Annotated in this window: 25 protein-coding genes; 8 read left to right on the plus strand and 17 right to left on the minus strand. The window is 63.9% G+C overall.

Annotation, left to right across the window (positions count from 1 at the left end):
* Positions 1–23 precede the first annotated feature (23 nt).
* From FJ430_RS22740 to hutI, 5 genes are all read right to left on the minus strand, one after another.
* Positions 24–611, minus strand: a complete 588-nt coding sequence (locus tag FJ430_RS22740; RefSeq protein ID WP_140704113.1) for a HutD family protein — start codon at positions 609–611, stop codon at positions 24–26.
* Positions 612–726: 115 nt separating this feature from the next.
* Positions 727–2,400 carry a urocanate hydratase gene (hutU, locus tag FJ430_RS22745; RefSeq protein ID WP_181175272.1) on the minus strand — a complete coding sequence of 558 codons (1,674 nt, stop codon included), beginning with the start codon at positions 2,398–2,400 and terminating at the stop codon, positions 727–729.
* A 25-nt stretch (positions 2,401–2,425) separates the two neighbouring features.
* Positions 2,426–3,244, minus strand: coding sequence for an N-formylglutamate deformylase (gene hutG, locus FJ430_RS22750; RefSeq protein ID WP_140704115.1), 819 nt, complete (start codon positions 3,242–3,244; stop codon positions 2,426–2,428).
* Complete coding sequence (hutH, locus tag FJ430_RS22755; protein ID WP_140704117.1) at positions 3,244–4,785, minus strand: histidine ammonia-lyase; 1,542 nt, start codon at positions 4,783–4,785, stop codon at positions 3,244–3,246. Before hutH ends, hutG begins: the two co-directional genes overlap by 1 nt.
* Complete coding sequence (gene hutI / locus FJ430_RS22760) at positions 4,782–6,011, minus strand: imidazolonepropionase (protein WP_181175276.1); 1,230 nt, start codon at positions 6,009–6,011, stop codon at positions 4,782–4,784. The genes hutH and hutI overlap by 4 nt, the downstream gene beginning before the upstream one ends.
* 97 nt (positions 6,012–6,108) lie before the next feature.
* Between hutI and FJ430_RS22765 the strand changes: the two genes are divergently transcribed.
* Positions 6,109–7,464: a formimidoylglutamate deiminase gene (locus tag FJ430_RS22765; protein ID WP_140704123.1), complete on the plus strand. Its 1,356-nt coding sequence runs from the start codon at positions 6,109–6,111 to the stop codon at positions 7,462–7,464.
* Between the two features lie 14 nt (positions 7,465–7,478).
* Positions 7,479–8,225: a histidine utilization repressor gene (hutC, locus tag FJ430_RS22770; RefSeq protein ID WP_140641260.1), complete on the plus strand. Its 747-nt coding sequence runs from the start codon at positions 7,479–7,481 to the stop codon at positions 8,223–8,225.
* A gap of 267 nt (positions 8,226–8,492) precedes the next feature.
* On the opposite strand, the gene FJ430_RS22775 is transcribed toward hutC, so the two are convergent.
* The gene (locus FJ430_RS22775) at positions 8,493–8,837 is read right to left on the minus strand and encodes a RidA family protein (RefSeq protein ID WP_112098006.1); all 345 of its coding nucleotides are present in this window, start codon (positions 8,835–8,837) and stop codon (positions 8,493–8,495) included.
* Between the two features lie 286 nt (positions 8,838–9,123).
* Between FJ430_RS22775 and FJ430_RS22780 the strand changes: the two genes are divergently transcribed.
* A complete protein-coding gene (locus FJ430_RS22780; RefSeq protein ID WP_140704126.1) occupies positions 9,124–9,462 on the plus strand; it encodes a TIGR01244 family sulfur transferase in 339 nt (112 codons plus the stop codon).
* Between the two features lie 44 nt (positions 9,463–9,506).
* On the opposite strand, the gene FJ430_RS22785 is transcribed toward FJ430_RS22780, so the two are convergent.
* Positions 9,507–9,974, minus strand: coding sequence for an Lrp/AsnC family transcriptional regulator (locus tag FJ430_RS22785; protein WP_140656389.1), 468 nt, complete (start codon positions 9,972–9,974; stop codon positions 9,507–9,509).
* Positions 9,975–10,112: 138 nt separating this feature from the next.
* Here FJ430_RS22785 and hppD point away from each other — a divergent pair, with 138 nt between their 5' ends.
* A complete protein-coding gene (hppD, locus tag FJ430_RS22790; protein ID WP_140704128.1) occupies positions 10,113–11,228 on the plus strand; it encodes a 4-hydroxyphenylpyruvate dioxygenase in 1,116 nt (371 codons plus the stop codon).
* A 29-nt stretch (positions 11,229–11,257) separates the two neighbouring features.
* Here hppD and FJ430_RS31770 read toward each other — a convergent pair whose 3' ends face one another.
* The 4 genes from FJ430_RS31770 to hmgA are packed head-to-tail and all read right to left on the minus strand — an operon-like array spanning position 11,258 to position 14,681.
* Entirely contained in the window at positions 11,258–11,458 is a 201-nt protein-coding gene (locus tag FJ430_RS31770) for a BrnA antitoxin family protein (RefSeq protein ID WP_413467798.1), read from the minus strand.
* Between the two features lie 3 nt (positions 11,459–11,461).
* Positions 11,462–12,475, minus strand: coding sequence for a fumarylacetoacetate hydrolase family protein (locus FJ430_RS22800; protein WP_140704130.1), 1,014 nt, complete (start codon positions 12,473–12,475; stop codon positions 11,462–11,464).
* The gene (locus FJ430_RS22805) at positions 12,472–13,371 is read right to left on the minus strand and encodes an MBL fold metallo-hydrolase (RefSeq protein WP_140704132.1); all 900 of its coding nucleotides are present in this window, start codon (positions 13,369–13,371) and stop codon (positions 12,472–12,474) included. Before FJ430_RS22805 ends, FJ430_RS22800 begins: the two co-directional genes overlap by 4 nt.
* Entirely contained in the window at positions 13,368–14,681 is a 1,314-nt protein-coding gene (gene hmgA / locus FJ430_RS22810) for a homogentisate 1,2-dioxygenase (RefSeq protein ID WP_140704134.1), read from the minus strand. The genes FJ430_RS22805 and hmgA overlap by 4 nt, the downstream gene beginning before the upstream one ends.
* Before the next feature lie 83 nt (positions 14,682–14,764).
* Here hmgA and FJ430_RS22815 point away from each other — a divergent pair, with 83 nt between their 5' ends.
* On the plus strand, positions 14,765–15,238 hold the full coding sequence (locus FJ430_RS22815; protein ID WP_140704341.1) for a MarR family winged helix-turn-helix transcriptional regulator: 474 nt from the start codon (positions 14,765–14,767) through the stop codon (positions 15,236–15,238).
* A 46-nt stretch (positions 15,239–15,284) separates the two neighbouring features.
* Here the strand turns inward: FJ430_RS22815 and tdh are convergent, their stop codons facing one another.
* The 3 genes from tdh to FJ430_RS22830 are packed head-to-tail and all read right to left on the minus strand — an operon-like array spanning position 15,285 to position 18,024.
* Positions 15,285–16,319, minus strand: coding sequence for an L-threonine 3-dehydrogenase (gene tdh, locus FJ430_RS22820; RefSeq protein WP_140704136.1), 1,035 nt, complete (start codon positions 16,317–16,319; stop codon positions 15,285–15,287).
* 45 nt (positions 16,320–16,364) lie between these two features.
* Entirely contained in the window at positions 16,365–16,808 is a 444-nt protein-coding gene (locus FJ430_RS22825; RefSeq protein ID WP_140641242.1) for an SRPBCC family protein, read from the minus strand.
* Positions 16,809–16,836: 28 nt separating this feature from the next.
* On the minus strand, positions 16,837–18,024 hold the full coding sequence (locus tag FJ430_RS22830; protein ID WP_140704138.1) for a glycine C-acetyltransferase: 1,188 nt from the start codon (positions 18,022–18,024) through the stop codon (positions 16,837–16,839).
* A 299-nt stretch (positions 18,025–18,323) separates the two neighbouring features.
* Between FJ430_RS22830 and FJ430_RS22835 the strand changes: the two genes are divergently transcribed.
* Positions 18,324–20,393: a putative bifunctional diguanylate cyclase/phosphodiesterase gene (locus FJ430_RS22835; RefSeq protein WP_140704140.1), complete on the plus strand. Its 2,070-nt coding sequence runs from the start codon at positions 18,324–18,326 to the stop codon at positions 20,391–20,393.
* Between the two features lie 249 nt (positions 20,394–20,642).
* A complete protein-coding gene (locus FJ430_RS22840) occupies positions 20,643–21,377 on the plus strand; it encodes a polysaccharide deacetylase family protein (RefSeq protein WP_140704142.1) in 735 nt (244 codons plus the stop codon).
* On the opposite strand, the gene FJ430_RS22845 is transcribed toward FJ430_RS22840, so the two are convergent.
* The 3 genes from FJ430_RS22845 to FJ430_RS22855 all read right to left on the minus strand — a co-directional run bounded on the left by FJ430_RS22845 (position 21,368) and on the right by FJ430_RS22855 (position 22,587).
* Positions 21,368–21,826, minus strand: coding sequence for a type II toxin-antitoxin system VapC family toxin (locus tag FJ430_RS22845; protein WP_140704144.1), 459 nt, complete (start codon positions 21,824–21,826; stop codon positions 21,368–21,370). The two genes, FJ430_RS22840 and FJ430_RS22845, sit on opposite strands and share 10 nt — an antisense overlap.
* Before the next feature lie 17 nt (positions 21,827–21,843).
* Complete coding sequence (locus FJ430_RS22850; RefSeq protein WP_140704146.1) at positions 21,844–22,086, minus strand: type II toxin-antitoxin system Phd/YefM family antitoxin; 243 nt, start codon at positions 22,084–22,086, stop codon at positions 21,844–21,846.
* Between the two features lie 69 nt (positions 22,087–22,155).
* Positions 22,156–22,587 carry a MarR family winged helix-turn-helix transcriptional regulator gene (locus FJ430_RS22855; protein ID WP_140704148.1) on the minus strand — a complete coding sequence of 144 codons (432 nt, stop codon included), beginning with the start codon at positions 22,585–22,587 and terminating at the stop codon, positions 22,156–22,158.
* Positions 22,588–22,726: 139 nt separating this feature from the next.
* Between FJ430_RS22855 and FJ430_RS22860 the strand changes: the two genes are divergently transcribed.
* Entirely contained in the window at positions 22,727–23,134 is a 408-nt protein-coding gene (locus FJ430_RS22860; protein ID WP_140704150.1) for a hypothetical protein, read from the plus strand.
* The last annotated feature ends 35 nt before the right edge of the window (positions 23,135–23,169 follow it).

A 23,169-nucleotide genomic window follows, 5' to 3' on the forward strand; every position in this document is an offset into this window, starting at 1 on the left:
GCGATCATGTTTGGCAACAGCCGTTAATGGTTGGCGGCGAGGCGATGGAGCTCGATCACGAAAAGCCGGCCCTGCCCCTTGGGCTGAAGCCGCAATTCCGGGCTGTCGCGATCGAGGATCAGCGTGTCGAGCGGTCCCAGGCTCGGCGCATCCTCCGTGAAGAGCGTGAAGCCTCCGCCGACGGCCAGAACCAGCGTCGTGTCGGCGCGCGGCGCGATGCGAATCTCACTGGCAAGCGGCCGACACTCGACCTTGTGAGCCATGCGACCACGGCGGGTCATGACGTTGAGATCGGTAATCGGACCGCCAATCAGCGCCGCCCCGGTCGGCACGTCGCCCGGAAAGGCGAGCGGTGCCGAAGCCGCGGTCAGTTGCGCCGGCGGCTGGCCGGCGATGTCGAGGATAATCCCCTCGCCTTCCAGCACCGACAGCGTGCGGTCGATGCCGGCGAAGCTGGAGAACGGCCCGCTGGTTTCGACGCGGGCCATCGAGACGCGCCAGTCGAAATCATCGAGCCCGGCGCCGGCCGGGGAAACGGCGATTTCGGTCGTCGTGCCGCCGCCATTCTTCCACGGCATGACGCGGTAATCGGCGGCACGAAGGATGCGCATCGGCCTAGCCCCGGATGATTTCAAGTCGATTCGACCTGAAATCATCCGGCTCTGTCTTTTTGGTTGGGAGCATGATGTTGTCCGAAAACCGCTTCACACTTTTCGGCATCATGCTCTAGCCCAGGATGCCCGGCAGGTTGAGCTGGTGCTCCTTGGCGCACTCGATGGCGATGTCGTAGCCGGCATCGGCATGACGCATGACGCCGGTCGCCGGGTCGTTCCACAGCACGCGCTCCAGGCGCTTGGCGGCATCCGCCGTGCCGTCGGCGACGATGACCATGCCGGCATGCTGTGAGAAGCCCATGCCGACGCCGCCGCCATGGTGCAGCGACACCCAGGTGGCGCCCGACGCGGTGTTGAGCAGCGCGTTGAGCAGCGGCCAGTCGGAAACGGCGTCCGAGCCGTCCTTCATCGCTTCGGTCTCGCGGTTCGGCGAGGCGACCGAGCCGGAATCGAGATGGTCGCGGCCGATGACGACCGGCGCCTTGAGCTCGCCCTTGGCCACCATCTCGTTGAAGGCGAGGCCGAGCCGGTGGCGGTCGCCAAGGCCGACCCAGCAGATGCGCGCCGGCAGGCCCTGGAAGGAGATGCGCTCGCGCGCCATGTCCAGCCAGTTGTGCAGATGGGTGTTGCCGGGGGTGAGTTCACGCACCTTGGCGTCGGTCTTGTAGATGTCTTCCGGATCGCCGGAGAGTGCCGCCCAGCGGAACGGACCGATGCCGCGGCAGAACAACGGGCGGATATAGGCCGGCACGAAGCCCGGGAAAGCGAAGGCGTTCTCGAAACCCTCGTCCTTGGCGACCTGGCGGATGTTGTTACCGTAGTCGAGCGTCGGCACGCCGGCGTTCCAGAACGCCACCATCGCCTCGACATGCTCGCGCATCGAAGCGCGGGCGGCCTTCTCGACGGCCTTGGGGTCGGAGACGCGCTTCTCGCGCCATTCGGCCATGGTCCAGCCCTTGGGCAGATAGCCGTTGATGGGGTCGTGCGCCGAGGTCTGGTCGGTGACCATATCGGGACGGATGCCGCGCCTGAACATCTCCGGCACGATCTCGGCGGCGTTGCCGAGCAGCCCGACGGACTTCGCCTCACCGGCCTTGGTCCAGCGGTCGATCATTTCCATCGCCTCGTCGAGCGTCTCGGCCTTCTCGTCGAGATAGCGGGTGCGCAGGCGGAAATCGATCGAGTCGGGGTTGCATTCGATGGCTAGGCAGGAGGCGCCGGCCATGACGGCGGCCAGAGGCTGGGCGCCGCCCATGCCGCCGAGGCCGCCGGTCAGGATCCACTTGCCCCTGAGGTTGCCGTTGTAGTGCTGGCGGCCGGCCTCGACGAAGGTTTCGTAGGTGCCCTGAACGATGCCTTGCGTGCCGATATAGATCCAGGAGCCGGCCGTCATCTGGCCGTACATCATCAGGCCCTTCCTATCGAGCTCGTTGAACTTCTCCCAGGTTGCCCAATGCGGCACGATGTTGGAGTTGGCGATGAGCACGCGCGGCGCATTGGAATGGGTCTTGAAGACGCCGACCGGCTTGCCGGACTGCACCAGCAGCGTCTCGTCCTCGCCCAGCGTCTTCAGCGACGCGACGATGCGGTCAAAGTCGTTCCAGGTGCGCGCCGCCCGGCCGATGCCGCCATAGACGACGAGCTCGTTCGGATTCTCGGCGACCTCCGGGTCGAGGTTGTTCATCAGCATGCGCAGCGGCGCCTCGGTCGTCCAGTAGCGGGCGTTGAGCTTGTCGCCGCGGGGGCTGCGCACTTCGCGGATGTTGTGGCGGGGATCGTTCATCATTGTCCCTTTCGAGTAAGGCGGCGCCTCAGCGCCCGGCCCATTCAATGGCGGTTTCGAGGATGGTTTTCAGCGTGGCGCGGATCGGCGCTGCGTAGGTGGCGTCGTAAGGCACCGGCCAATTTTCCGGCGAACCCCTTTCCGACGGCTCACGCATGTAACCGCGGTTGGAGAGTTCCATCTGCAGCGCGTGCACGCCATTTTCAGGCCGGCCGAAGCTTCTGGTGATCCAACCGCCCTTGAAGCGGCCGTTGACCACCCAGGTTTCGCCGGTCGCGGCGAGGATGGCGGCAACCTTTTGCTGCAGCACAGGATCGGTGCTCTTGCCGTCATTTGTGCCGAGGTTGAAGACCGGCAACGTGCCTTCGAACAGCCGCGGCAGCACCGAGCGGATCGAATGGCAGTCGTAGAGCACGATCTTGTCGTGCATGCCGCGCAGCCGATCGATCTCGGCCTGCAAGGCGGCGTGATAAGGCTTGAAATAGGTCTCGCGGCGCTGGTCGATCTCGGCCGGCGTCGGCTCCTCGCCCATGCGGTAGAGCGGATCGCCATCGAAGGTATCCGTGGGGCAAAGGGTGGTCGTCGCCTGCCCGGGATAGAGCGAAACGCCCGACGGATCGCGGTTGACGTCGATGACGGTGCGCGAGATCGCGGTGTGCACGACGGTCGCGCCGAGATCGATCGCAAAATCATAGAGCTTGTCGATCCACCAATCGCAGTCGCGTTGCCCGAGCCACGTCGAGACCAGCCGGTTGTCGAGGCCAGCGAGGTCAATGCCGGTGTGCGGGATGGAGACCAGTAGCGGCGCGGTGCCTTGAGTGACGGTGAGCCAGGACGGCGTTGCCATCATGCGGCTCCCGCAATCGAAGGCAGCGCGACAGCGCTCGCCGCCTTCACGGCGGCGCCGTTGCGGACCATGGCGATGGCCTTTTCCATGTCGGGATGGAAATGCCGGTCATTGTCGAGATGCGGCACCTCGGCCCGGACCAGCTTGCGCACCGCTTCCAGCGCTTCGCTAGACGCGAGCGGCTGATGGAAGTCGCAGCCTTGCGCCGCGGCCAGCAGCTCGATGCCGATGACGGCGGTCGCATTCTCGATCATGCCGAGCAGGCGGCGCGCGCCGTGGGCGGCCATCGAGACATGGTCTTCCTGGTTGGCCGAGGTCGGGATCGAATCGACGCTTGCCGGATAGGCCTTCTGTTTGTTTTCCGAGACAAGCGCCGCGGCCGTCACCTGCGGGATCATGAAACCCGAGTTCAGGCCGGGCTTCGGCGTCAGGAAGGCCGGCATGCCGGACAGCGCCGGATCGACGAGCATGGCGACGCGACGCTCCGACAGCGAACCGATCTCGCAGACGGCAAGCGCGATCATGTCGGCGGCGAAGGCCACCGGCTCGGCGTGGAAGTTGCCGCCCGAAAGCGCGGTGTCGTCCTCAGCGAAGATCAGCGGATTGTCGGTGACGCCATTGGCTTCGGTCTCAAGCGTGTCGGCGGCCTTGCGCAGCACGTCGAGCGCGGCGCCCATCACCTGCGGCTGGCAGCGCAGGCAGTACGGGTCCTGCACGCGCTCGTCGCCGACGCGGTGCGATTCACGGATGGCGCTGCCGGCCATGAGGTTGCGCAGGGCATCCGCCGTTTCGATCTGGCCGCGATGCTTGCGCAAAAGATGGATGCGCGGGTCGAAGGGCGCGTCGGAGCCTCGTGCCGCGTCGGTCGACAGCGCGCCGGCGACCAGCGCCGACTGGTAGAGCACCTCGGCCTCGAACAGGCTGGCGAGAGCATAGGCGGTCGAGAACTGGGTGCCGTTGAGCAGCGCCAGGCCTTCCTTGGCGCCCAGCGTCACCGGCTCCAGCCCATGCGAGACGAAGGCGACCTTGGCCGGGAAACGGCCATGCGGCGTGAAACATTCGCCAACGCCGATCATCACCGCGGTCATATGCGAGAGCGGCGCGAGGTCGCCGGACGCGCCGACCGAGCCTTGCGCGGGCACGACGGGGATGACGTCGTTGGCGAGCATGGCTTCAAGCAATTCGATGGTCTGAGGCCGCACGCCGGAGGCGCCCTGGGCCAGGCTGGCGAGCTTCAGCGCCATCATCAGCCGCACAACGGCGACGGGCATCGGCTCACCGACGCCGGCGGCATGCGAAAGCACGATGTTGCGCTGGAGTGTTTCGAGATCGCTGGCCGGGATGCGGACGCTGGCCAGCTTGCCGAAGCCGGTGTTGATGCCATAGACGGGCTCGCCCTTGGCGACGATGCGGGCGACCGCCTCGGCGCTGTCCCGGATCTTCGGCCGGCAAGCGGCGTCAAGTTTCGGCACGGCGCCGCGATAGATGGCGCGCCAGTCGGCAAGCGTCGCGTTGCCGGGCGTCAGGGTCAGTTCGGTCATTGTCCTCTCCAGATACGGGCATGGAGCGGATTGAAGCCCATGCGGTAGACGAGTTCGGCCGGGCGCTCGATATCCCAGATGGCGAGATCGGCCGATTTGCCGGTTTCCAAAGTGCCGGTCTTGTCGAGAAGCCCCAGCGCACGCGCGGCCTCGCGGGTGACGCCGGCAAGGCATTCGTCGACAGTCATGCCGAACAGCGTCGCGGCCATGTTCATGGTGAGCAGCAGCGAGGTGAGCGGCGAGGTGCCGGGATTGGAATCGGTGGCGACCGCCATCTTCACGCCGTGGCGGCGGAAGAGATCGACCGGCGGCTTCTTCGTCTCACGGATGAAGTAGTAGGCGCCAGGCAGGATCGTCGCCACGGTGCCGGCCTTGGCCATCGCCGTGGCGCCCTCCTCGTCCGTATATTCGAGATGGTCGGCCGACAACGCGCCATAGCGGGCGGCAAGGGCCGCGCCATGCAGGTTGGAAAGCTGGTCGGCGTGCAGTTTTACGGGCAGGCCAAGCGCCTTGGCCTTGTCGAAGACGCGTGCCATCTGCTCCGGCGAGAAGGCGATGCCCTCGCAAAAACCGTCGACGGCGTCGGCGAGCTTTTCGGCGGCGACTTCCGGCAGGATCGTGCCGGAGACGAGATCGATGAACGCGTCCTTGTCGCCCTTGGCTTCGGGCGGCAGCGCGTGGGCAGCAAGACAAGTCGTGCGGACCGTGACAGGGCGCTCATTGCCCAGCCGGCGGGCGGCGCGCAGCGACTTCTTCTCGTCCTCGAGGTCGAGGCCGTAGCCCGATTTCACCTCGACGGTGGTGACGCCTTCGGCCATCAGCGCGTCGAGACGCGGCAGCGTCTCAGCGACGAGCTCGTCCTCGCTGGCGGCGCGCAGCGACTTGACCGAGGAGACGATGCCGCCCCCAGCGTGCGCCACTTCTTCATACGTGGCGCCGGCCAGCCGCATTTCGAACTCGTTGGCGCGGTTTCCCGCATAAACAAGATGCGTATGGCAGTCGATCAGGCCGGGCGTGATCCAGCGTCCAGCGCAATCGACAGTGTCGGCGCCCTGCCCGGCAGCGGCCGGCATATCGGCCTCGGGACCGGCATAGACAATAAGCCCATCACGCGCGACGACCGCGCCTTTCTCGACGATGCCGAGGCCGGCCGCGCCCTCGGCCATGGTCGCTAGGCGCGCATTGCGCCAGACCCGATGGCCGCTCTTGTTGTTTGCTCCATCCATCATCTTTTCCGTTTGCTTGGATGACGATTATGTATATACATATTGAAAAGCGACGCAAGTGGTAATGTCGCTCTCGCATCGAGATTCGGAGATAAAGGTGACGGCGATCTTTGCGAAACAGGCGCTGCTGCCCGGCGGCTGGCAGAGCAATGTAAGGATCGCTTTCGACGGCGGCCGCATCTCGACGGTCGAGGCCGGCGCTTCCGCGCAAGCCGGCGACGAGCGTCATGCCATCGTCCTGCCCGGCATGCCTAACCTGCACAGCCACGCCTTCCAGCGCGGCATGGCGGGTCTTGCCGAACTGCGCGGCCCTTCGGCCGACAGTTTCTGGAGCTGGCGCGAGGTGATGTACCGCTTCGCGCTGTCGATGACGCCCGACCAGGTCGAGGCGGTCGCGTCACAGCTTTATGTCGAAATGCTGGAGGCCGGCTTCTCGCGCGTCGGCGAATTTCATTACCTGCATCACGACCGCGACGGACAGCCTTACGCCAATATCGCGGAGATGGCGGAGCGGATCGCCGCCGCGGCCGCCGACACCGGCATCGGGCTGACGCTGCTGCCGGTCTTCTATGCTCATTCTACCTTCGGCGGCACCGCACCCAACGAAGGCCAGCGGCGATTCATCAATGATGTCGAGCGTTTCGGACGACTGCTTGAGAAAGCTCGCGAGGGCGTTCGCCCATTGGAGCAGGCTGTCGTCGGTGTCGCGCCGCACAGCCTGCGCGCCGCAACGCCGGACGAGCTCAATGCCGTCGCGGCGATGGCGCCGAACGGGCCGATCCATATCCATGTCGCCGAGCAGGTGAAGGAAGTCGAGGACTGCGTTACCTGGTCGGGCAAGCGTCCGGTCGAATTCCTGCTTACCAACGCCACGGTGGACAAACGCTGGTGCCTGGTCCACGCCACGCATATGACCGAGGCCGAAACGATCGCCATGGCCAAAAGCGGCGCCATCGCCGGGCTCTGCCCTATCACCGAGGCCAATCTCGGTGATGGCACGTTTGCCGCGCCGCTGTTCATCGAGCACGGCGGCCGCTTCGGCGTCGGCTCCGATTCCAATGTGCTGATCGGTCTGCCGGACGAGTTGAGGCAGCTCGAATATTCGCAGCGCCTCGTCCACCGTGCCCGCAATGTGCTGGCCCGCGCCGGCGGATCCACGGGACGCGCGCTGTTCGACGCTTCGCTCGACGGCGGCAGCCAGGCTCTTGGCGCCGGCCCGTCGCGAATTGCCGCCGGCGGCCCTGCCGATCTCGTTTCGCTTGACCAAAACCATCCCTCGCTGGCCGGCAAGGCGGGCGACGCGATCCTCGACGCCTGGATCTTTGCCAATGGCAGCAATGTCGATTGCGTCTGGGTGCATGGCGAAAAGCAGGTCAGCGGCGGCAAGCATGCGAGGCGCGAGGCGGTTGCCAAGCGATTCCGCGACGTCATGACCGCGCTCTCGCAGAGCTGAACAGGAAACATCCGATGAGCCTTGTCGAAACGGATGATGTCGAGGGCGGCGAGATCCTCTCGCTGCATCAGCGCATCCTGTCCGACATCCGCGAAAAGATCCTCTCGGGCGCCTGGGCGCCGGGCCATCGCATCCCCTTCGAGCATGAGCTGACGGCTCACTATAATTGCTCGCGCATGACCGTGAACAAGGCGCTGTCGCAACTCGCCAAGGCCGGGCTGATCGAGCGCCGCCGCCGCTCCGGCAGCTTCGTGCGCCAGCCGCAGTCGCAGGCAGCGGTGCTGGAACTGCACGACATCCGGATCGAAGTCGAGGCGCTCGGCCTGCCCTATCGCTATGAACGGCTGGAACGCCTCAAGCGGCGCAGCAGCGCCGAGGACCGTGCGCTGCTCGGACTTTCCGCACCGGGTCCGGTGCTGGCGCTGGAGGGCCTGCATTTCGCCGGCGAGCGACCATTCGCGCTCGAGCAGCGGCTGATCAATCTCTCAGCCGTGGCCGAAGCCAGCGAGGAGGAATTTCTCGAGATCGCGCCGGGCCCCTGGCTGATCGGCCGCGTGCCGTGGAGCGAGGCCGAGCACCGAATCCGCGCCATGGCCGCCGACGAGACAATCGCCGACGCGCTCGACATCGACCCGGGCGCGCCCTGCCTGGTGGTCGAACGCCGCACCTGGAGCGCCGAGCACCCGGTGACGCATGTGCGCTTTGTCTATCCGGCGGAGAGCCATACGCTGGTGGCGCGGTTCACGCCGTCGCAGGGGTGAGTGATCCCCGCCCATCGCTGTCGTCATTCTAGGGCGAAGCAAGGAGCGAAGCGACGCGCGCAGACCCTAGAATCCATGCCGTGACGCTAAGGCTTTGCAACGTTTACAGAATTCTGCACCGTTGCGCCCTACGTCAGAGGTCACCGCATGGATCCTCGGGTCAAGCCCGAGGATGACGATCGCGGTGGCGTGGCGGGACAGCGCCCCCCTCTGCCCTGCCGGGCATCTCCCCACAAGGGGGAGATTGGCAGTTCCGGCGCCGCGCCCTTACAGCGCCGCCGTGACGATAATCTCGACCAGATATTCCGGGGTGGCGAGCTTGGCTTCGCCGGTGGCGCGGGCGGGCGTGTGGCCCTGCGGCACCCACTTGTCCCATTCCGCGTTCATCTCGGCGAAGGTCTTCATGTCGTCCAGCCAGATGATCGCCTGCACGATCTTGGTCTTGTCGGTGCCGGCCTTGGCCAGCAATTCGTCGATGGTCTTCAGGATGTCGCGGGTCTGCGATGCGACGTTGCCGCCGGGTTCGCCGACCTGGCCGGCCAGATAGACGGTGTTGCCATGAATGACGATCTGGCTCATGCGCGGGCCGACATCGATGCGACGAATGCTCATTGGAGGTTCCTTCGTTTGAGGGTCGCGCCTGTTTAAAGTCGCTTCCAACTCCGGGCAAGGCCGGGTCGCCAAATCCATGCGGCGCGCAAGAAGATTGAGTTGTGCCAATAGCCCGGCATGCCACGCTCTGCTGCGGATCCAGGCGCGTTCCCAACCGGGTCAAAATTGGCCTAGTTGGATTTTCCAGCCGGCTATGTCTATTTGGCAGAGAATTCCTTCAATGCGGATTGCCGCCCCTCACCCCGAGTGGCAAGACTGCGGCCAAAGAGATTGCGAGGACGACACCATGGAATACCGCCAGATCAGCGACGACTATTCGGTCTCCGGCCAGATCCAGCCGCAGGACATTGCCGCCATCAAGGACGCCGGCTTCAAGAGCGTGATCTGCAATCGGCCGGACGACGAGCAGCCCGGCCAGCCTTCCGCCGGGAGCGTCCAGGCGGCGGCCGAGGCAGCCGGGCTCGGCTTCCGCTATATCCCGGTGATCAGCGGCCAGATCACCATGGACAATGTCGAGGACCAGGCCCAGGCGCTCGACGAACTCGAAGGCCCGGTGTTCGCCTATTGCCGTTCAGGGGCGCGCTGCACCAATCTTTACGGGCTGATCCAGCAGCAGAGAGACTGAGGCTTAGCGCGTTGGCGCGATGCCAATCCGCGAAATCCGCTTCTCTATATCGGCAGCGCGCCGGTTTCCTTCAGCGTCTCCAGCACGATCGCCGTCTTCACGTGCTGTACGGATTCATGCGGCAAGAGCACGCCGTTGACGAACTCGGACAATGATTTGAGGTCGGGCGTCACCACCTTCAGGATGTAATCCATCTCGCCGGTCAGCGCGTGCGCCTCCTGCACTTCGGGCAGGCGCGCCACCAGTTCGCCGAAGCGGCGCGCGTTGTCGCGGTTGTGGGTGGCTAAAGTCACCGAGATGACGTTGACCAGCGAAAAGCCCAGGCGATCGCGGTCGAGCACGGCGCGGTAGCCCTTGATATAGCCATCGTCCTCCAGCCGCAGGCGGCGGCGCGAGCATTGCGATGGCGAGAGGTTCACCCGCTCTGCCAGATCGTTGTTGGTGAATCGCGCATCATCCTGCAAAAGCGCCAATATCTTGCGGTCAAATTGGTCCAGGCGCGCATCATCCATGAATTTTTCTCCAATCATGCACAATTTGCGCGCATGATGAGCATTTCAAGCGGTTGAATGCAAGCACCGTGCGGACGCTCCGCGCTATTATCATGAAAGTTGGCCAAGCACGGCCGCAACAGCTTTCGGAGGACTGCCATGGGCCCCTTCCCGCACGACGCCCCACCCGCCAGGATCAGCAAGCAGAACCCCGCTGGCACCGACGGTTTCGAGTTCGTCGAGTTCGCGCATTCAGAGCCCGAAAAGCTCGCCGAATTGTTCACCCGCATGGGCTATGTCGCGGTCGCAAGGCACCGCACTAGGAACATCACCGTCTGGCGCCAGGGCGACATCAACTATGTCGTCAATGCCGAGCCCGGCTCGCATGCGATGAAGTTCGTCGACAAGCACGGCCCCTGCGCCGCCTCGATGGCTTGGCGCGTGGTCGATGCCAAGCACGCTTTCGACCACGCCGTGTCGAAGGGCGCCACGCCCTATGAAGGCGCCGACAAGGCGTTGGACGTACCGGCCATCGTCGGCATCGGCGGCTCGCTCATCTATTTCATCGAGGCCTATGGCGAAAAGGGTTCGGCCTATGACGCCGAGTTCGAATGGCTGGCCGAGCGCGACCCGAAGCCCGAAGGCGTCGGCTTCTATTTCCTCGACCACCTCACCCACAATGTCTATCGCGGCAACATGGACAAGTGGTGGGATTTTTACCGCGACCTGTTCGGCTTCAAGCAGATCCATTTCTTCGACATCGACGGCAAGATCACCGGCCTGGTCAGCCGCGCCATCACCTCGCCCTGCGGCAAGATCCGCATTCCGCTGAACGAGTCCAAGGACGAGACCAGCCAGATCGCCGAGTATCTCAAGAAGTATAATGGCGAGGGCATCCAGCACATCGCGGTGGGCACCGACGCCATCTACGAGGCCACCGACAAGCTCGCCGCCAACGGGCTGAAATTCATGCCCGGCCCACCCGACACCTACTACGAGATGTCGCAGACCCGTGTGAACGGCCATGACGAGCCGATCGAGCGCATGAAGAAGCACGGCATCCTCATCGACGGCGAAGGCGTCGTCGACGGCGGCACGACCAAGATCCTGCTGCAGATCTTCTCCAAGACCGTCATCGGACCGATCTTCTTCGAGTTCATCCAGAGGAAGGGCGACGAAGGCTTTGGCGAGGGCAATTTCCGCGCGCTGTTCGAGTCGATCGAGCAGGACCAGATCAAGCGCGGCGTGATCAAGCTGGACGGCAAGGCGGCGTAGCCAGCCGAAGAACCAAACCGCCGGCTATCCTAAAGGCCGGCGGCCTTCCGCAGAATCTCGTTTATCCGGCTCTGCCAGCCCGGTCCGCCGGCACGGAAGCGGGCGACCACATCGCTGTCGAGGCGCGAACGCGCCTCGATGCGGTAGCTCAGCCGCGTCGCCTGGACGAAGACCACCAGCATGGCCAGCGCCCAGAGCACGAACAGCACATAGAGCGCTTCGCCAGTCATCGCCTACCCCTCGTATTTCTCGACCTTCTGCTCGATGGCGCCGAAGATCGAATGTCCGGCTTTGTCCTTCATCTCGATGCGCACCGTGTCGCCGAAACGCAGGAAAGGCGTCTTGGGCTCGCCGCTGTCAATGGTCTCGATCATGCGAAGCTCGGCGATGCAGGAATAGCCGGCGCCTCCCGCCGAAACCGGTTTCCCCGGGCCGCCATCGAGCTTGTTGGAGACGGTGCCCGAGCCGATGATGGTGCCGGCGGCGAGCGGCCGGGTCTTTGCGGCATGCACGATCAGCGCCGGGAAATCGAAAGTCATGTCGATGCCGGCATTGGCGCGGCCGAATGGCTTGCCGTTGAGATCGGCGAGCAGCGGCAGGCTGACCTTGCCGCCGTCCCAGGCATCGCCCAGTTCGTCGGGCGTGACCGCGACCGGCGAGAAGGCCGAAGATGGCTTCGACTGGAAGAAGCCGAAGCCCTTGGCCAGTTCCGGTCCGGTGATGGCGCGCAGCGTCACGTCGTTGACCAGCATCACCAGCCGGATCGCCTCTTTCGCCTCGGCCAGCCCGGCGCCGATCGGCACGTCGTCGACGATGACGGCGATCTCCGCCTCCATATCGATGCCGAAGGCTTCCTCGGCCATACGGATCGGGTCGCGCGGCGCGATAAAGGAGTCGGAGCCACCCTGGTAGATCAGCGGATCGGTCCAGAAGCTTGCCGGCATCTCGGCGCCGCGCGCTTTGCGCACCAGCTCGACATGGTTCACATAGGCCGAGCCGTCCGCCCATTGATAGGCGCGCGGCAGCGGCGAATGGGCGTCATGCTCGTGGAAGCGCGCCGACGGCACCGCATTGGTCTCCAGCGATTCCGCCATCGCCGCCAGATGCGGGGCGATGCGGCGCCAATCGTCGAGCGCGGCCTGCAGCGTCGGCACCAGGAACGAAGCGTCGGTGAACCGGGTCAGATCGCGCGAGACGACGACCAGTTTTCCGTCGCGGGTCCCGTTCTTCAATGTGGCAAGCTTCATGCGGTTTCCTCTCCTGACGCGGCCTTCTGACCGCTTAACCCCACAACAAGGCCGTCTCGGGCAATCGTCAAGTCACCGGCCCACGATTTCCTAGCAGCGGCGACCCAGTCGGCCTCGCCGATCGCGGGATCGTCGGCTGGAATGAGGTGGTTGAGCACCAGTCGCTTCACGCCGGCATCGCTGGCGATGTGACCCGCCTCCTCGGCGAGGCTGTGGCTGGCGAAAAGGTGCTCTTTCAGCCGAGCGCCATTGCCGGTCCTAGCGACCAGCCTTTCCACACCTTCCTCCAGCATGGCCTCGTGGACGAGGACATCGGCCCCTTTGGCAAAGTCGGCCAGCGGCGGAAAGAACGCCGTGTCGGCGGAAAACACCACGCTTCTGCCGCCATGCTCGAAACGCAGCGCGAAACAGTCGATCACCGGCGGGTGGTCGACGCGCAGCGCCGTCACCGTCAGGCCACGCTCCTCCAGGACCAGCCCTTCGCCGAACTCCTCGACCGAAAGCAGGTCGCGAATATCCGGCCGGCCTTCGTCGACGATGCGGATCTCGATGTCGAACTCCATCGCCTGGCAAAAGCGCCGCCAGTAATGGCCGGTGCCGGGCGGCCCGAAGACGTTGACCGGTGTCGCCAAACCCGCCGTCCATGCGGTGTGGATCATCGGCCCGAGCTCGAGAAGATGGTCGGAATGGAGATGCGTGATGAAGATCAGGTCGAGCGCCTTGAGGCTCATGCCGGCATCGACTAGGCCGCGCGTGACGCCCAGCCCGCAATCGACGACGATATTGCGCCCGCCGATCTCCACCAGCGACGAACTCGGCCAAGGTCCGCCCGGCCGGACCGCTGGGCCGCCCTTGGAGCCAAGCACGACCAGCCGATCCAGCTTTTCGGTACTCAAGACCAGTCGCCCTCGGGCGTGCCGTTGAAGCGCTTCTTCAGGTCGGCCCAGCAGTCGATGTAGTTCTCCTGCAAGGTGCCGAGTTCCGCAGCGTAGCGCGTCAGCATTTGCGGGAATCGCGTCTCGAACATGAAGGCCATGGTGTTGTCGAGCTTGACCGGCTTCAAGTCCGCTCGCGTCGCTTTCTCGAAGCCGAAGGCGTCCGGCCCGTGCGCCAGCATCTGGTTGTGCAGGCTGATGCCGCCCGGGACAAACCCTTCCTCCTTGGCGTCGTACTGGCCGTGGATCAGGCCCATGAACTCGCTCATGATGTTGCGGTGGTACCAGGGCGGCCGAAACGTGTTTTCCGCCACCAGCCAGCGCGGCGGGAAGATGACGAAGTCGACATTGGCCGTGCCCTCTTCTCCGCTCGGCGCCGTCAGAACGGTGAAGATCGATGGATCGGGATGGTCGAACAGGATGGCGCCGACCGGCGAAAACGTCGCCAGATCATATTTGTAGGGCGCATAGTTGCCGTGCCAGGCGACCACGTCGAGCGGCGAGTGGCCGAGCTCGGTGACATGGAACGAACCACACCATTTGACGATCAGCCGGCAGGGCGTCTCCTTCTCCTCGAACCAGGCGCAGGGCGTCTTGAAGTCGCGCGGATTGGCCAGACAATTGGCGCCGATCGGGCCGCGGTCGGGCATGGTGAATTTGGCGCCGTAATTCTCGCAGACATAGCCGCGCGCTTCCTTATCGGCGAGCTCGACCTTGAAGACGAGGCCACGCGGCAGCACGGCGATCTCGCCGGGCCGAAGCTCGATCACGCCCATTTCGGTGACGAAGCGCAGCGCGCCGACCTGCGGCACGACCAGCAATTCGCCGTCGGCGTTGAAGAAATGGTCGTCCTCCATCGAGCGGTTGGCGACATAGACATGCGCGGCCATGCCTGACTGGCCGACCGCGTCGCCGGCCGTGGTGAAGGTGCGCATGCCGGAGATGAAGTCCGTCGGTTCGCCGGGCATCGGCGTCGGATTCCATCTATATTGGCCGAGCGCCAGCTCGTGGTCGCCGATATTCGGCCCGGTCTTCCATAAGGGATAGCTCGCCCCCTTGAAGCGGCCGGTGTGTTTCACACTCGGACGGATGCGGTAGAGCCAGGAGCGCTCGTTGGTGCCGCGCGGAGCGGTGAACGGAGAGCCCGAAAGCTGCTCCGCATAGAGGCCGTAGGCCGGCCGCTGCGGCGAGTTGCGACCCTGCGGCAGCGATCCGGGCAGCGTCTCGGTCTCGAAGTCATTGCCGAAGCCCGGCATGTAGGAAAAGGCCATCGGTTCCTCCCGGATTGACCAAACTGGTTTCATTTGTAACCATTGAAAATGTAACTATCAATGGCAACGCTGAGACGCGGGACATGATAAGCGGAAGCGACGCGGTCAACGACCCTGAAATCCTCGAACTGGAAAGCTTCTTGCCCTACAGGCTCTATCGGCTTGCCGATGCGGTCAGCCGCGAATTCTCCCGGATTTACAAGGAGCGCCACGGCCTGACCCGACCGGAATGGCGCACGCTGTCAGGCCTCGGCCAGCGCGGCACGATGACGGCGACGGAGCTCGGCGAGCAGTCGGCCATGCACAAGACCAAGGTGTCGCGCGCGGTGGCCGAGTTGGAGCGACGGCGTTGGCTGACGCGAACGCCGGACGAGAACGACCGCCGCGTCGAGCATCTAGCGCTGACCAAAGCGGGGCTCGCGGCCTATCGCGAGATGGTGCCGCTGGCGAAGGCGTTTGAGCAGGCGTTGCTGGGGAGGTTGAGTGCGGAGGAACGGACGGCGATAGCGAAGGGCGTGGCTGCGCTGGAGACCAGTCTGGCATCTGAATGGAAATAGACGCTAGCGCGAGGGGCGAAGGAACTCGACATCTCTCCAGAGGCCCCTACCAATCCATAACCACCTTGCCCGAACTGCCGCTGCGCATCGCGTCGAATCCGACCTGGAAATCGTCGATCCCGATCCGATGCGTGATAAGCCCCGAGACATCCAGCGGGCCTTGCACCAGGGCGATCATCTTGTACCAGGTCTCGAACATCTCGCGGCCGTAGATGCCTTTCAGATGCAGCATCTTGAAGATCACCTTGTTCCAGTCGATCTCGAAGCCGGTGGGCGCGATGCCGAGGATGGCGATCTTGCCGCCATTGTTCATGGTGTCGATCATGTCGCGGAAGGCGGGGGCGGCGCCCGACATCTCCAACCCGACGTCGAAACCTTCGGTCATGCCGATCGACGGCATGATGTCGCGTAGCTTTTCCTTCGAGGCGTCGACGACGTGCTGGACGCCGAGTTTTCGCGCCAGATCCAACCGCACCGGGTTGATATCGGTGATGACGACCTTGCGCGCGCCGACGCATTGCGCGACCAGCGCGCCCATGATGCCGATCGGCCCGGCGCCGGTGACCAGCACGTCCTCGCCGACGAGATCGAAGGACAATGCGGTGTGTACCGCATTGCCGAGCGGATCGAAGATCGCCGCGATCTCGTCCGGCACGTCGTCGGGGATCGGCACGACATTGTGCTGCGGGATGGCCAGATACTCGCCGAAGGCGCCGGGGCGGTTGACGCCGACGCCCAGCGTGTTGCGGCAGAGATGCCCCCTGCCCGCGCGGCAGTTGCGGCAATGGCCGCAGACGATATGGCCTTCGCCCGAGACGCGCTGGCCGACCTTATATTCCGTGACCGCGGCGCCGTAGTCGGCAACGGTGCCGACGAATTCGTGGCCCGTCACCATCGGCACCGGCACCGTCTTCTGCGCCCACTGGTCCCAATTGTAGATATGGACGTCGGTGCCGCAGATCGCGGTCTTCTTGACCTTGATCAGCACATCGTTGGGGCCGATCTCCGGCACCGGCACCTCTTCCATCCAGATGCCCGGCTCGGCCTTGGCTTTCACCAGCGCCTTCATCATGTTGGACATCAGACGCTCCTCAAAAATCTTGCCTGTCTCGATGGATCGGTTTCATCAGTGCGCCGCCTCCAGAATGTTCTTCAGCCGGAGCAAGTCTCGATCGGTCGAACGCCGAACGGCTAGGGCGATAAACGGTGCCACGAGACGGGAAAAGCCTGTCGGGATGCCGCGGTTCCGGAGCGCCATATGGGTAGCGCCTTCTCGGGTATCGCGCCATGCATAACTCGTTTCCATGGGAAATGGTCCTTCGGCAGTTCGCATCACCAGCCGCTCGCCCTGCACGAGATCTACAATTTCGTAGGTGTAAACAAGCCGCCGTCCGAGGAACTGCGCCACGAATGCAATTCTCGATCCTACCTGCGCGGGTCGGGGCGTCTTCCATTCGACCGATTTGATATTGACGTACCAGCGGGGCACGTTGTCCGGATCGGCGGAAAAGGCGGCGACGACCGCGCGTGGCCTGGCGATCTCGATCCTGCTCGTGACATCGATCGTCATGGCCGACTTCTGTTTTCCTCGGCGTGGGTCAAGCGATTACACCCAGTTCTTTTCCCACGTCGCCGAAGGCCGCGACCGCCCTGTCGATATCGGCGCTGGAATGGGCGGCCGACATCTGCGTGCGGATGCGGGCCTGGCCCTTCGGCACCACCGGGAAGGAGAAGCCGATGACATAGATGCCGCGCTTCAGCATGCGCGCGGCCATCTCCTGCGCCAGTGCGGCGTCGCCCAGCATCACCGGGATGATCGGATGATCGGCGCCCGCCAGCGTGAAGCCGAGCTTGCCCATCTTGGAGCGGAACCGGTCCGCATTGGCATATAGGCGCTCGCGCAGGGCGTCGCCATGACGGATCAGGTCGAACACCCTGATCGAGGCGCCGGCGATCGCCGGCATCAGCGTGTTGGAGAAGAGATAGGGCCGTGAACGCTGGCGCAGCCAGTCGACCACCTGGCTTTTGCCTGACGTGTAGCCGCCGGAGGCGCCGCCCAGCGCCTTGCCGAGCGTGCCGGTGATGATGTCCACCCTGCTCTCGACCCCGCAATGCTCGGCCGAGCCGCGGCCGTTCTTGCCGACGAAGCCGACCGCATGGCTGTCGTCGACCATGACCATGGCGTCGTATTTCTCGGCGAGGTCGCAGACGCCGTGCAAATTCGCGATGATGCCGTCCATCGAGAACACGCCGTCGGTGGCGATCAGCCGGAAGCGGCAGTCCTTCGCCTCCTTCAGCCGCGCTTCGAGATCGGCCATGTCGTTGTTGGCGTAGCGGAAGCGCTTGGCCTTGGAAAGCCTGACACCATCGATGATCGAGGCGTGGTTCAGCGCGTCCGAAATGATGGCGTCCTCCTCGCCGAGCAGCGTCTCGAACAGGCCGCCATTGGCGTCGAAGCAGGAGGAGTAGAGGATGGTGTCGTCCATGCCGAGGAAAGACGAGATCGTCGCCTCGAGCTGCTTGTGCTCCTCCTGCGTTCCGCAGATGAAGCGCACCGAGGCCATGCCATAGCCGTAGCGGTCGAGCGCGTGCTTTGCCGCGTCGCGCAAATCCGGGCTATCGGCGAGGCCGAGATAGTTGTTGGCGCAGAAGTTCAGCACCCTTTCGCCGCCGACCTCGATCTCGGCGGACTGCATCGAGGAAATCACCCGCTCGGACTTGTAGAGCCCGGCCGATTTGAGGCCCTGGAGCTCGCTGTCGATGTGGGAAAGGAATGCTTTGCTCATGGTCCGGCCCTGTTCGGTTCGAGGCCGGACTGTCGCGCCATGGCTGCAAAAAATCCATCGCAAAAGCGACCGCTTCGGTGGCGCCGCGAAAGCCCGGTCGCAATTCTTTGCGAAGGCGCGGCCGCGATACGATCAAAAATGGGGTGAGCGGGAAAGGACATGATAACCATCTTGCGAGCTTTGCCGCGCCGCCGCGCATGCCGCCAGCGTCCCTTGCCGACCTGTTAACCCTTTCAAGGCAAGCGTTTTCCCGCCACGAATCCAGGCAGAAATCCGTCGACCGGAGGGGTCACCCAGTTATGTCGCAGCAGCCAGTGCATAGCGTTTCGCGCAAGCTGATCCTGCTCATCAAGACCGGCTACTGGCTGGCGCTGGCGATCATCGCCGCCATGGTGGTGGCCTCCTTCATTCTTCTGCAGCAATTGATGGCGCAGCAGCAGCACAATCATGCGCTGCTCGACATCGTCTCGACGCAGAAGGCGCTGTCGCAGCGCATCGTCTTCCTGGCCAGCGCCACCGGCGCCGCCTCGCGCGACAAGCAGCCGGCACTGGTCACCGCGCTCAAGCAGGCGACGGGCGAGTTCGAGACCAACTACGACCGGCTGCTCAAGGAGACCGGCGCCGACCCGCTCTCGCCGGCGCGCAACGACCCGAAGTCGATCGAATACGTCCTGTTCAGCAAGCCTTTCCACCTCGATTACTTCTCGATCGGCCTCGTCGCCAATGGCGACAGGCTGGTCTCGTCCTTCGCCTCGCAGCTTGGCATGCAGAACGACGGCTATAAAGGCAGCGGCGAACGCGTCGGCCTCGACGCCTCCGTCGCCAACGCGACGATGTCCGGCTATGCCGCGCTCGGCCAGCGCATCAGCGCCTTCGCCGACGAAAAATCCAGCAACATCCTCGACCTGCATCGCACGCTGTTCTTCGCCACGCTCGGCGTCATCGTGCTGGTGGCGCTGTTCATCTTCCGGCCGATGTCCAACGCCATCCTGCGCAAGACGCGCGAGCTGGTCGATGCCCGCAACTCGATGGCCTTCATCGCCGTGCATGACGGCCTGACAGGGCTGCACAACCGCACCTTCCTCACCGACCATTTCGAAACCCTGATCAAGGGAGCGCACCGCCGCCGCGAGCGCCTTGCGGTGATCCAGCTCGATCTCGACCGCTTCAAGCAGATCAACGACACGCTTGGCCATGCCGCCGGCGACTATGTGCTGGTGGTGACGGCGCAGCGCATGCGCGATTCCTGCCGCGCGTCGGATCTCTGCGCCAGGCTCGGCGGCGACGAGTTCGTCATGATCCTCAACGGCGCCGGCACCACCGAGGACATCCATGCGCTGGCCAAACGCATCCTCGATGAGATCAACGAGCCGATCACGTTCCAAGGCACGACCGTCATGCCCGGAGCCAGCGCCGGCATAGCGGTTTATCCGGTCGACGCCGACAACGCGCAGGACCTGCTCGTCCATGCCGATCTCGCGCTCTATTCCGCCAAAAAGCTCGGCGGCGGCAATTTCTCCTTCTTCTCCGAGGAACTGCGCCGCGAGCTCGACTATCGCAAGCAGCTCGAACAGGACATCCGTACGGCGATCGCCAACAGGAGCTTCGAGGTCTATTTCCAGCCGCAGGTGTCGCTGACCAGCGGCAAGATCAGCGGCATCGAGGCGTTGGTGCGCTGGAAGCACGAGACGCGCGGCATGATCTCGCCCGGCGAGTTCATTCCGGTCGCCGAGAAATGCGGCTTCATGCCGGATATCGGTCGCATCGTCATCGGCAAGGCGATCGAGGAAGCCGCCGAATGGGACCGCGCCGGCATCGATTTCGGGCGCATCGCCGTCAATGTCTCGGGCACGGAGCTGCGCGAGTCCGATTTCGACACCTTCCTGTTCGGCACGCTGGAGCGTGCCGGGCTGCGGCCGCAGAAGCTGGCGCTGGAAATTGTCGAATCCGTCATCCTCGACGACGAGAAGACCGGCATCGCCGCGAAGCTCCGCCACATCCGCGCCGCCGGCGTGCATCTCGAACTTGACGATTTCGGCACCGGCTATGCCTCGCTCAGCCACGTCAACCCGAACGAGATCGACCGGCTGAAGATCGACCGCCGCTTCGTCCAGAACATCAACGAGAACGGCGACAATTCCAAGATCGTGCGCGCCATCACCGAGCTTGCCCGCGGGCTCGGCATCTCGATCGTCGCCGAGGGTGCGGAGACTGAAGCCGAGCTCGACTCGCTGATGGCGATCGGCTGCGATCAGGTGCAGGGCTATTCAATCGCCTTCCCGATGCCGCAGGACAAGGCGCGCGAATGGCTTTTGGCGCGCAGCCCGAAAAAGGCGAAGCTGAAAGTGCTGCAAGGCAGCTTGGCTTGAGATGCGCCGATATTCAGGTGAGGCCGGCCTGCAAATGGCGGCTTCCTGCGCTTCCGGCCTTCGCCGGCCGAAGCACTCATGAGTGATGTGGCAGTTAAATCAGGGCTACGGCCGGACTAGGCCGGTTCTCGGAAACCACCATTTTCGACTCGGCCTGACCTGAATCTCAACGCATCTCGGCATCCAGCCATGCTCGATAAGATCCACGCTGCCATAGCGTCTTGCCATGATCGCAAGCAGTTCTTGCGGATGCCGCTTCGTTTTATCCTGTCGCTTCTGCTGCTTGTCGCGTCGCCGGCTTTGGCCGCCGACCGCACTGTATATCTCACCTTCGACGACGGGCCGCTGAACGGCACCAGCAACATCCTCGACGTGCTGCAGGCCGAGCAGGTGCCGGCGACGCTGTTCATGGTCGGCATGCATGCCGAGGCGAACGCCACCAACCGGGCACTGCTGCAGCGGGCGAAATCGATGCCGCTGGTGACGATCGGCAACCACAGCTACAGCCATGCCTACAATCACTACCGGCATTTCTACGGCGACACCGAAGGCGTGGTCGCCGACATGCTCAGGGCGAACGCCGTGCTGGGCTTGAAGCCGGCCGTGCATGCGCGGCTGCCAGGACGCGACGTGTTCCGGCTGCCCAATTACTCGAAGGACGACAATTCGCTCGGGCTGGCGGAGGCGGGGCGCGAGGATCCGGACTACGAGTTCGTCGCGGCGTCGGGCTTCTGGCTCTATGGCTGGGACCACGAATGGGTACATGAGGACAGCGGCAAGCCGGTGCAGAGCGTCGACCACTTGATCAGCGAGATCGATCATCTGTTCGGCTACGGTCATTTCGCCAAGCCGAACAAGCTGATCCTGCTCATGCATGACGAGATGTTCCAGGACACCTTCGACGGCAAGGCGAAGCTGACCGCGTTGATCGCGGCGCTCAAGTTGCGCCACTACGCCTTCGGCGCGATAGCGGGTTACGACTGAACTGACCGCTCGTCAGACAAGGACGGCAGCACCTTCAGCGGATTGAGCATCGGCACGCCGAGAGGTGCAAAATGGCGCTCATTGCCCGTCAGGATCGTCAAGCCATGCACTTCAGCCGTCGCAGCGATCGCAATGTCCTCAAACCCTGGCTGATGCGCCCGGGCACGATCAAGGATCAAGCCTGCAGCATGCGCCGTGCGCAGATCGAGAGGCAGTATCCTTTCGCCATAAAGATATTCAATTGCCTGCCACCATTGACGAAGTAGTGCTGTTTTCGTCGTTGCGCCCTCGCGTTCGGCTTTTGCGATTCCAGAGGTGATCTCTGAGGCCGTGACTACGGACAAAAACAAATAGTCACTGGCCCGATCGAGCCAATCTGCCAGCTCCGTCCGCTCATTCCTTTTTGACGGCGCCATTGCTGAAATGATGTTGGTGTCCAGCAAAAACATCGGCTGAAAGGCCGCCTTTACAGGTCAACCTTCCGCACAGGTTTGTGGATGCGAGGGGCAATGTCGTCTTCGCCCCCCGGAAACGCTGCCAGCAACTGTCCAAAGCTTGGCACGTGCGATAGCCTTTCGTATTCCTTGAACGACAGGATCACAGCTTGCTTGCGGCCATGCCGCGTGATGATGGCAGGCTCTCCTGCAACCGCCTTATCGACTACTGCCGAAAGCGTTGCCTTGGCATCCTTCAGTTGAATTTCCCGCATCGCCAAGCTCCGCTATATGACTAGTATGGTCATATAGCATTGACTGCCAATCGAATCAAATACAACCGGCTAGATGCCTCCCACATTCGCCCGCAACGCGGCAAGCACCTCCGTGAATTCGGCGAGCTTGTCATCGGGGATACCAGCCCGCAGACGCTTGTCGAAGGCGACCGCCGCGAGGCGCAACTTTTCGAACAGCGCTTCGCCGGCTTCCGTCAACGCCACCTGGTGGACCCTGCGGTTTTCCGGATCGCGGCGGCGTGTCAGCAACCCTTGCGCCTCCATGCCGTTGAGGTGATGGGTAAGCGTCGCGCCCTGGATGCCGATCATCCCGGCAAGCTCGCGCTGGTTCGCCAGTTCCTTCGACTTGACCGACAGCAAGGTCACCCATACCGGCAGCGTGCCGCCGGCCTCGACCATCGCGGCATCGAAAGCCTGCGCCACCACTTTCGAGGTGCGGGCGAGATTCATGCCGACGGGCGGATGGTCAAACGGTGTCATGACCTGACAGTAGAGCAAAGCGATTGGAACATGAAATCTGGCTTCATGATTGACATCTAACCGTTAGATATCTAACTTTGTCTTATTGATGGCGTCGACATGCTGCGACGCGCGGCGGGCGGCAGAGAGGAATGCGGTCATGCAATATGTCTATATCGTCACCATCGGCCTGCACGTGATGGCCGGCGTGTTCTGGGCCGGCACGACTATCGCTGTCGCCCGCGATCCGGAGATCAAGGCAGAGCGTTTCATCCGGCCGCAGCTCGGCGCCTCCGGCCTGGCGTTCCTGACCGGCATACTGCTCTGGTATTTCTTCCACGAAGGTGCTTTCGGCTCGATGGAGAAGGTGCTGGCGCTGGGCATTTTGACGGCGCTGATCGCCGCCGGCGTGCAGGGCGCGCTTGTCGCCTCCGCCAGCAGACAGCTCGCCGGCGCCGATCAGGCGACGCAAACCCAGCTGCGGGCGAAAATGACCAGAGGCGAACGCATCGCGGGCGGGCTGCTGGTCATCACCGTGTTTTGCATGGCGTCTGCCAAGCTGTTTTGAAATCGCACGGCCGGCAAAACCGACCGGGCGCGGCG

The sequence above is a fragment of the Mesorhizobium sp. B2-8-5 genome (genome assembly GCF_006440675.2).
Lineage (GTDB): Bacteria > Pseudomonadota > Alphaproteobacteria > Rhizobiales > Rhizobiaceae > Mesorhizobium.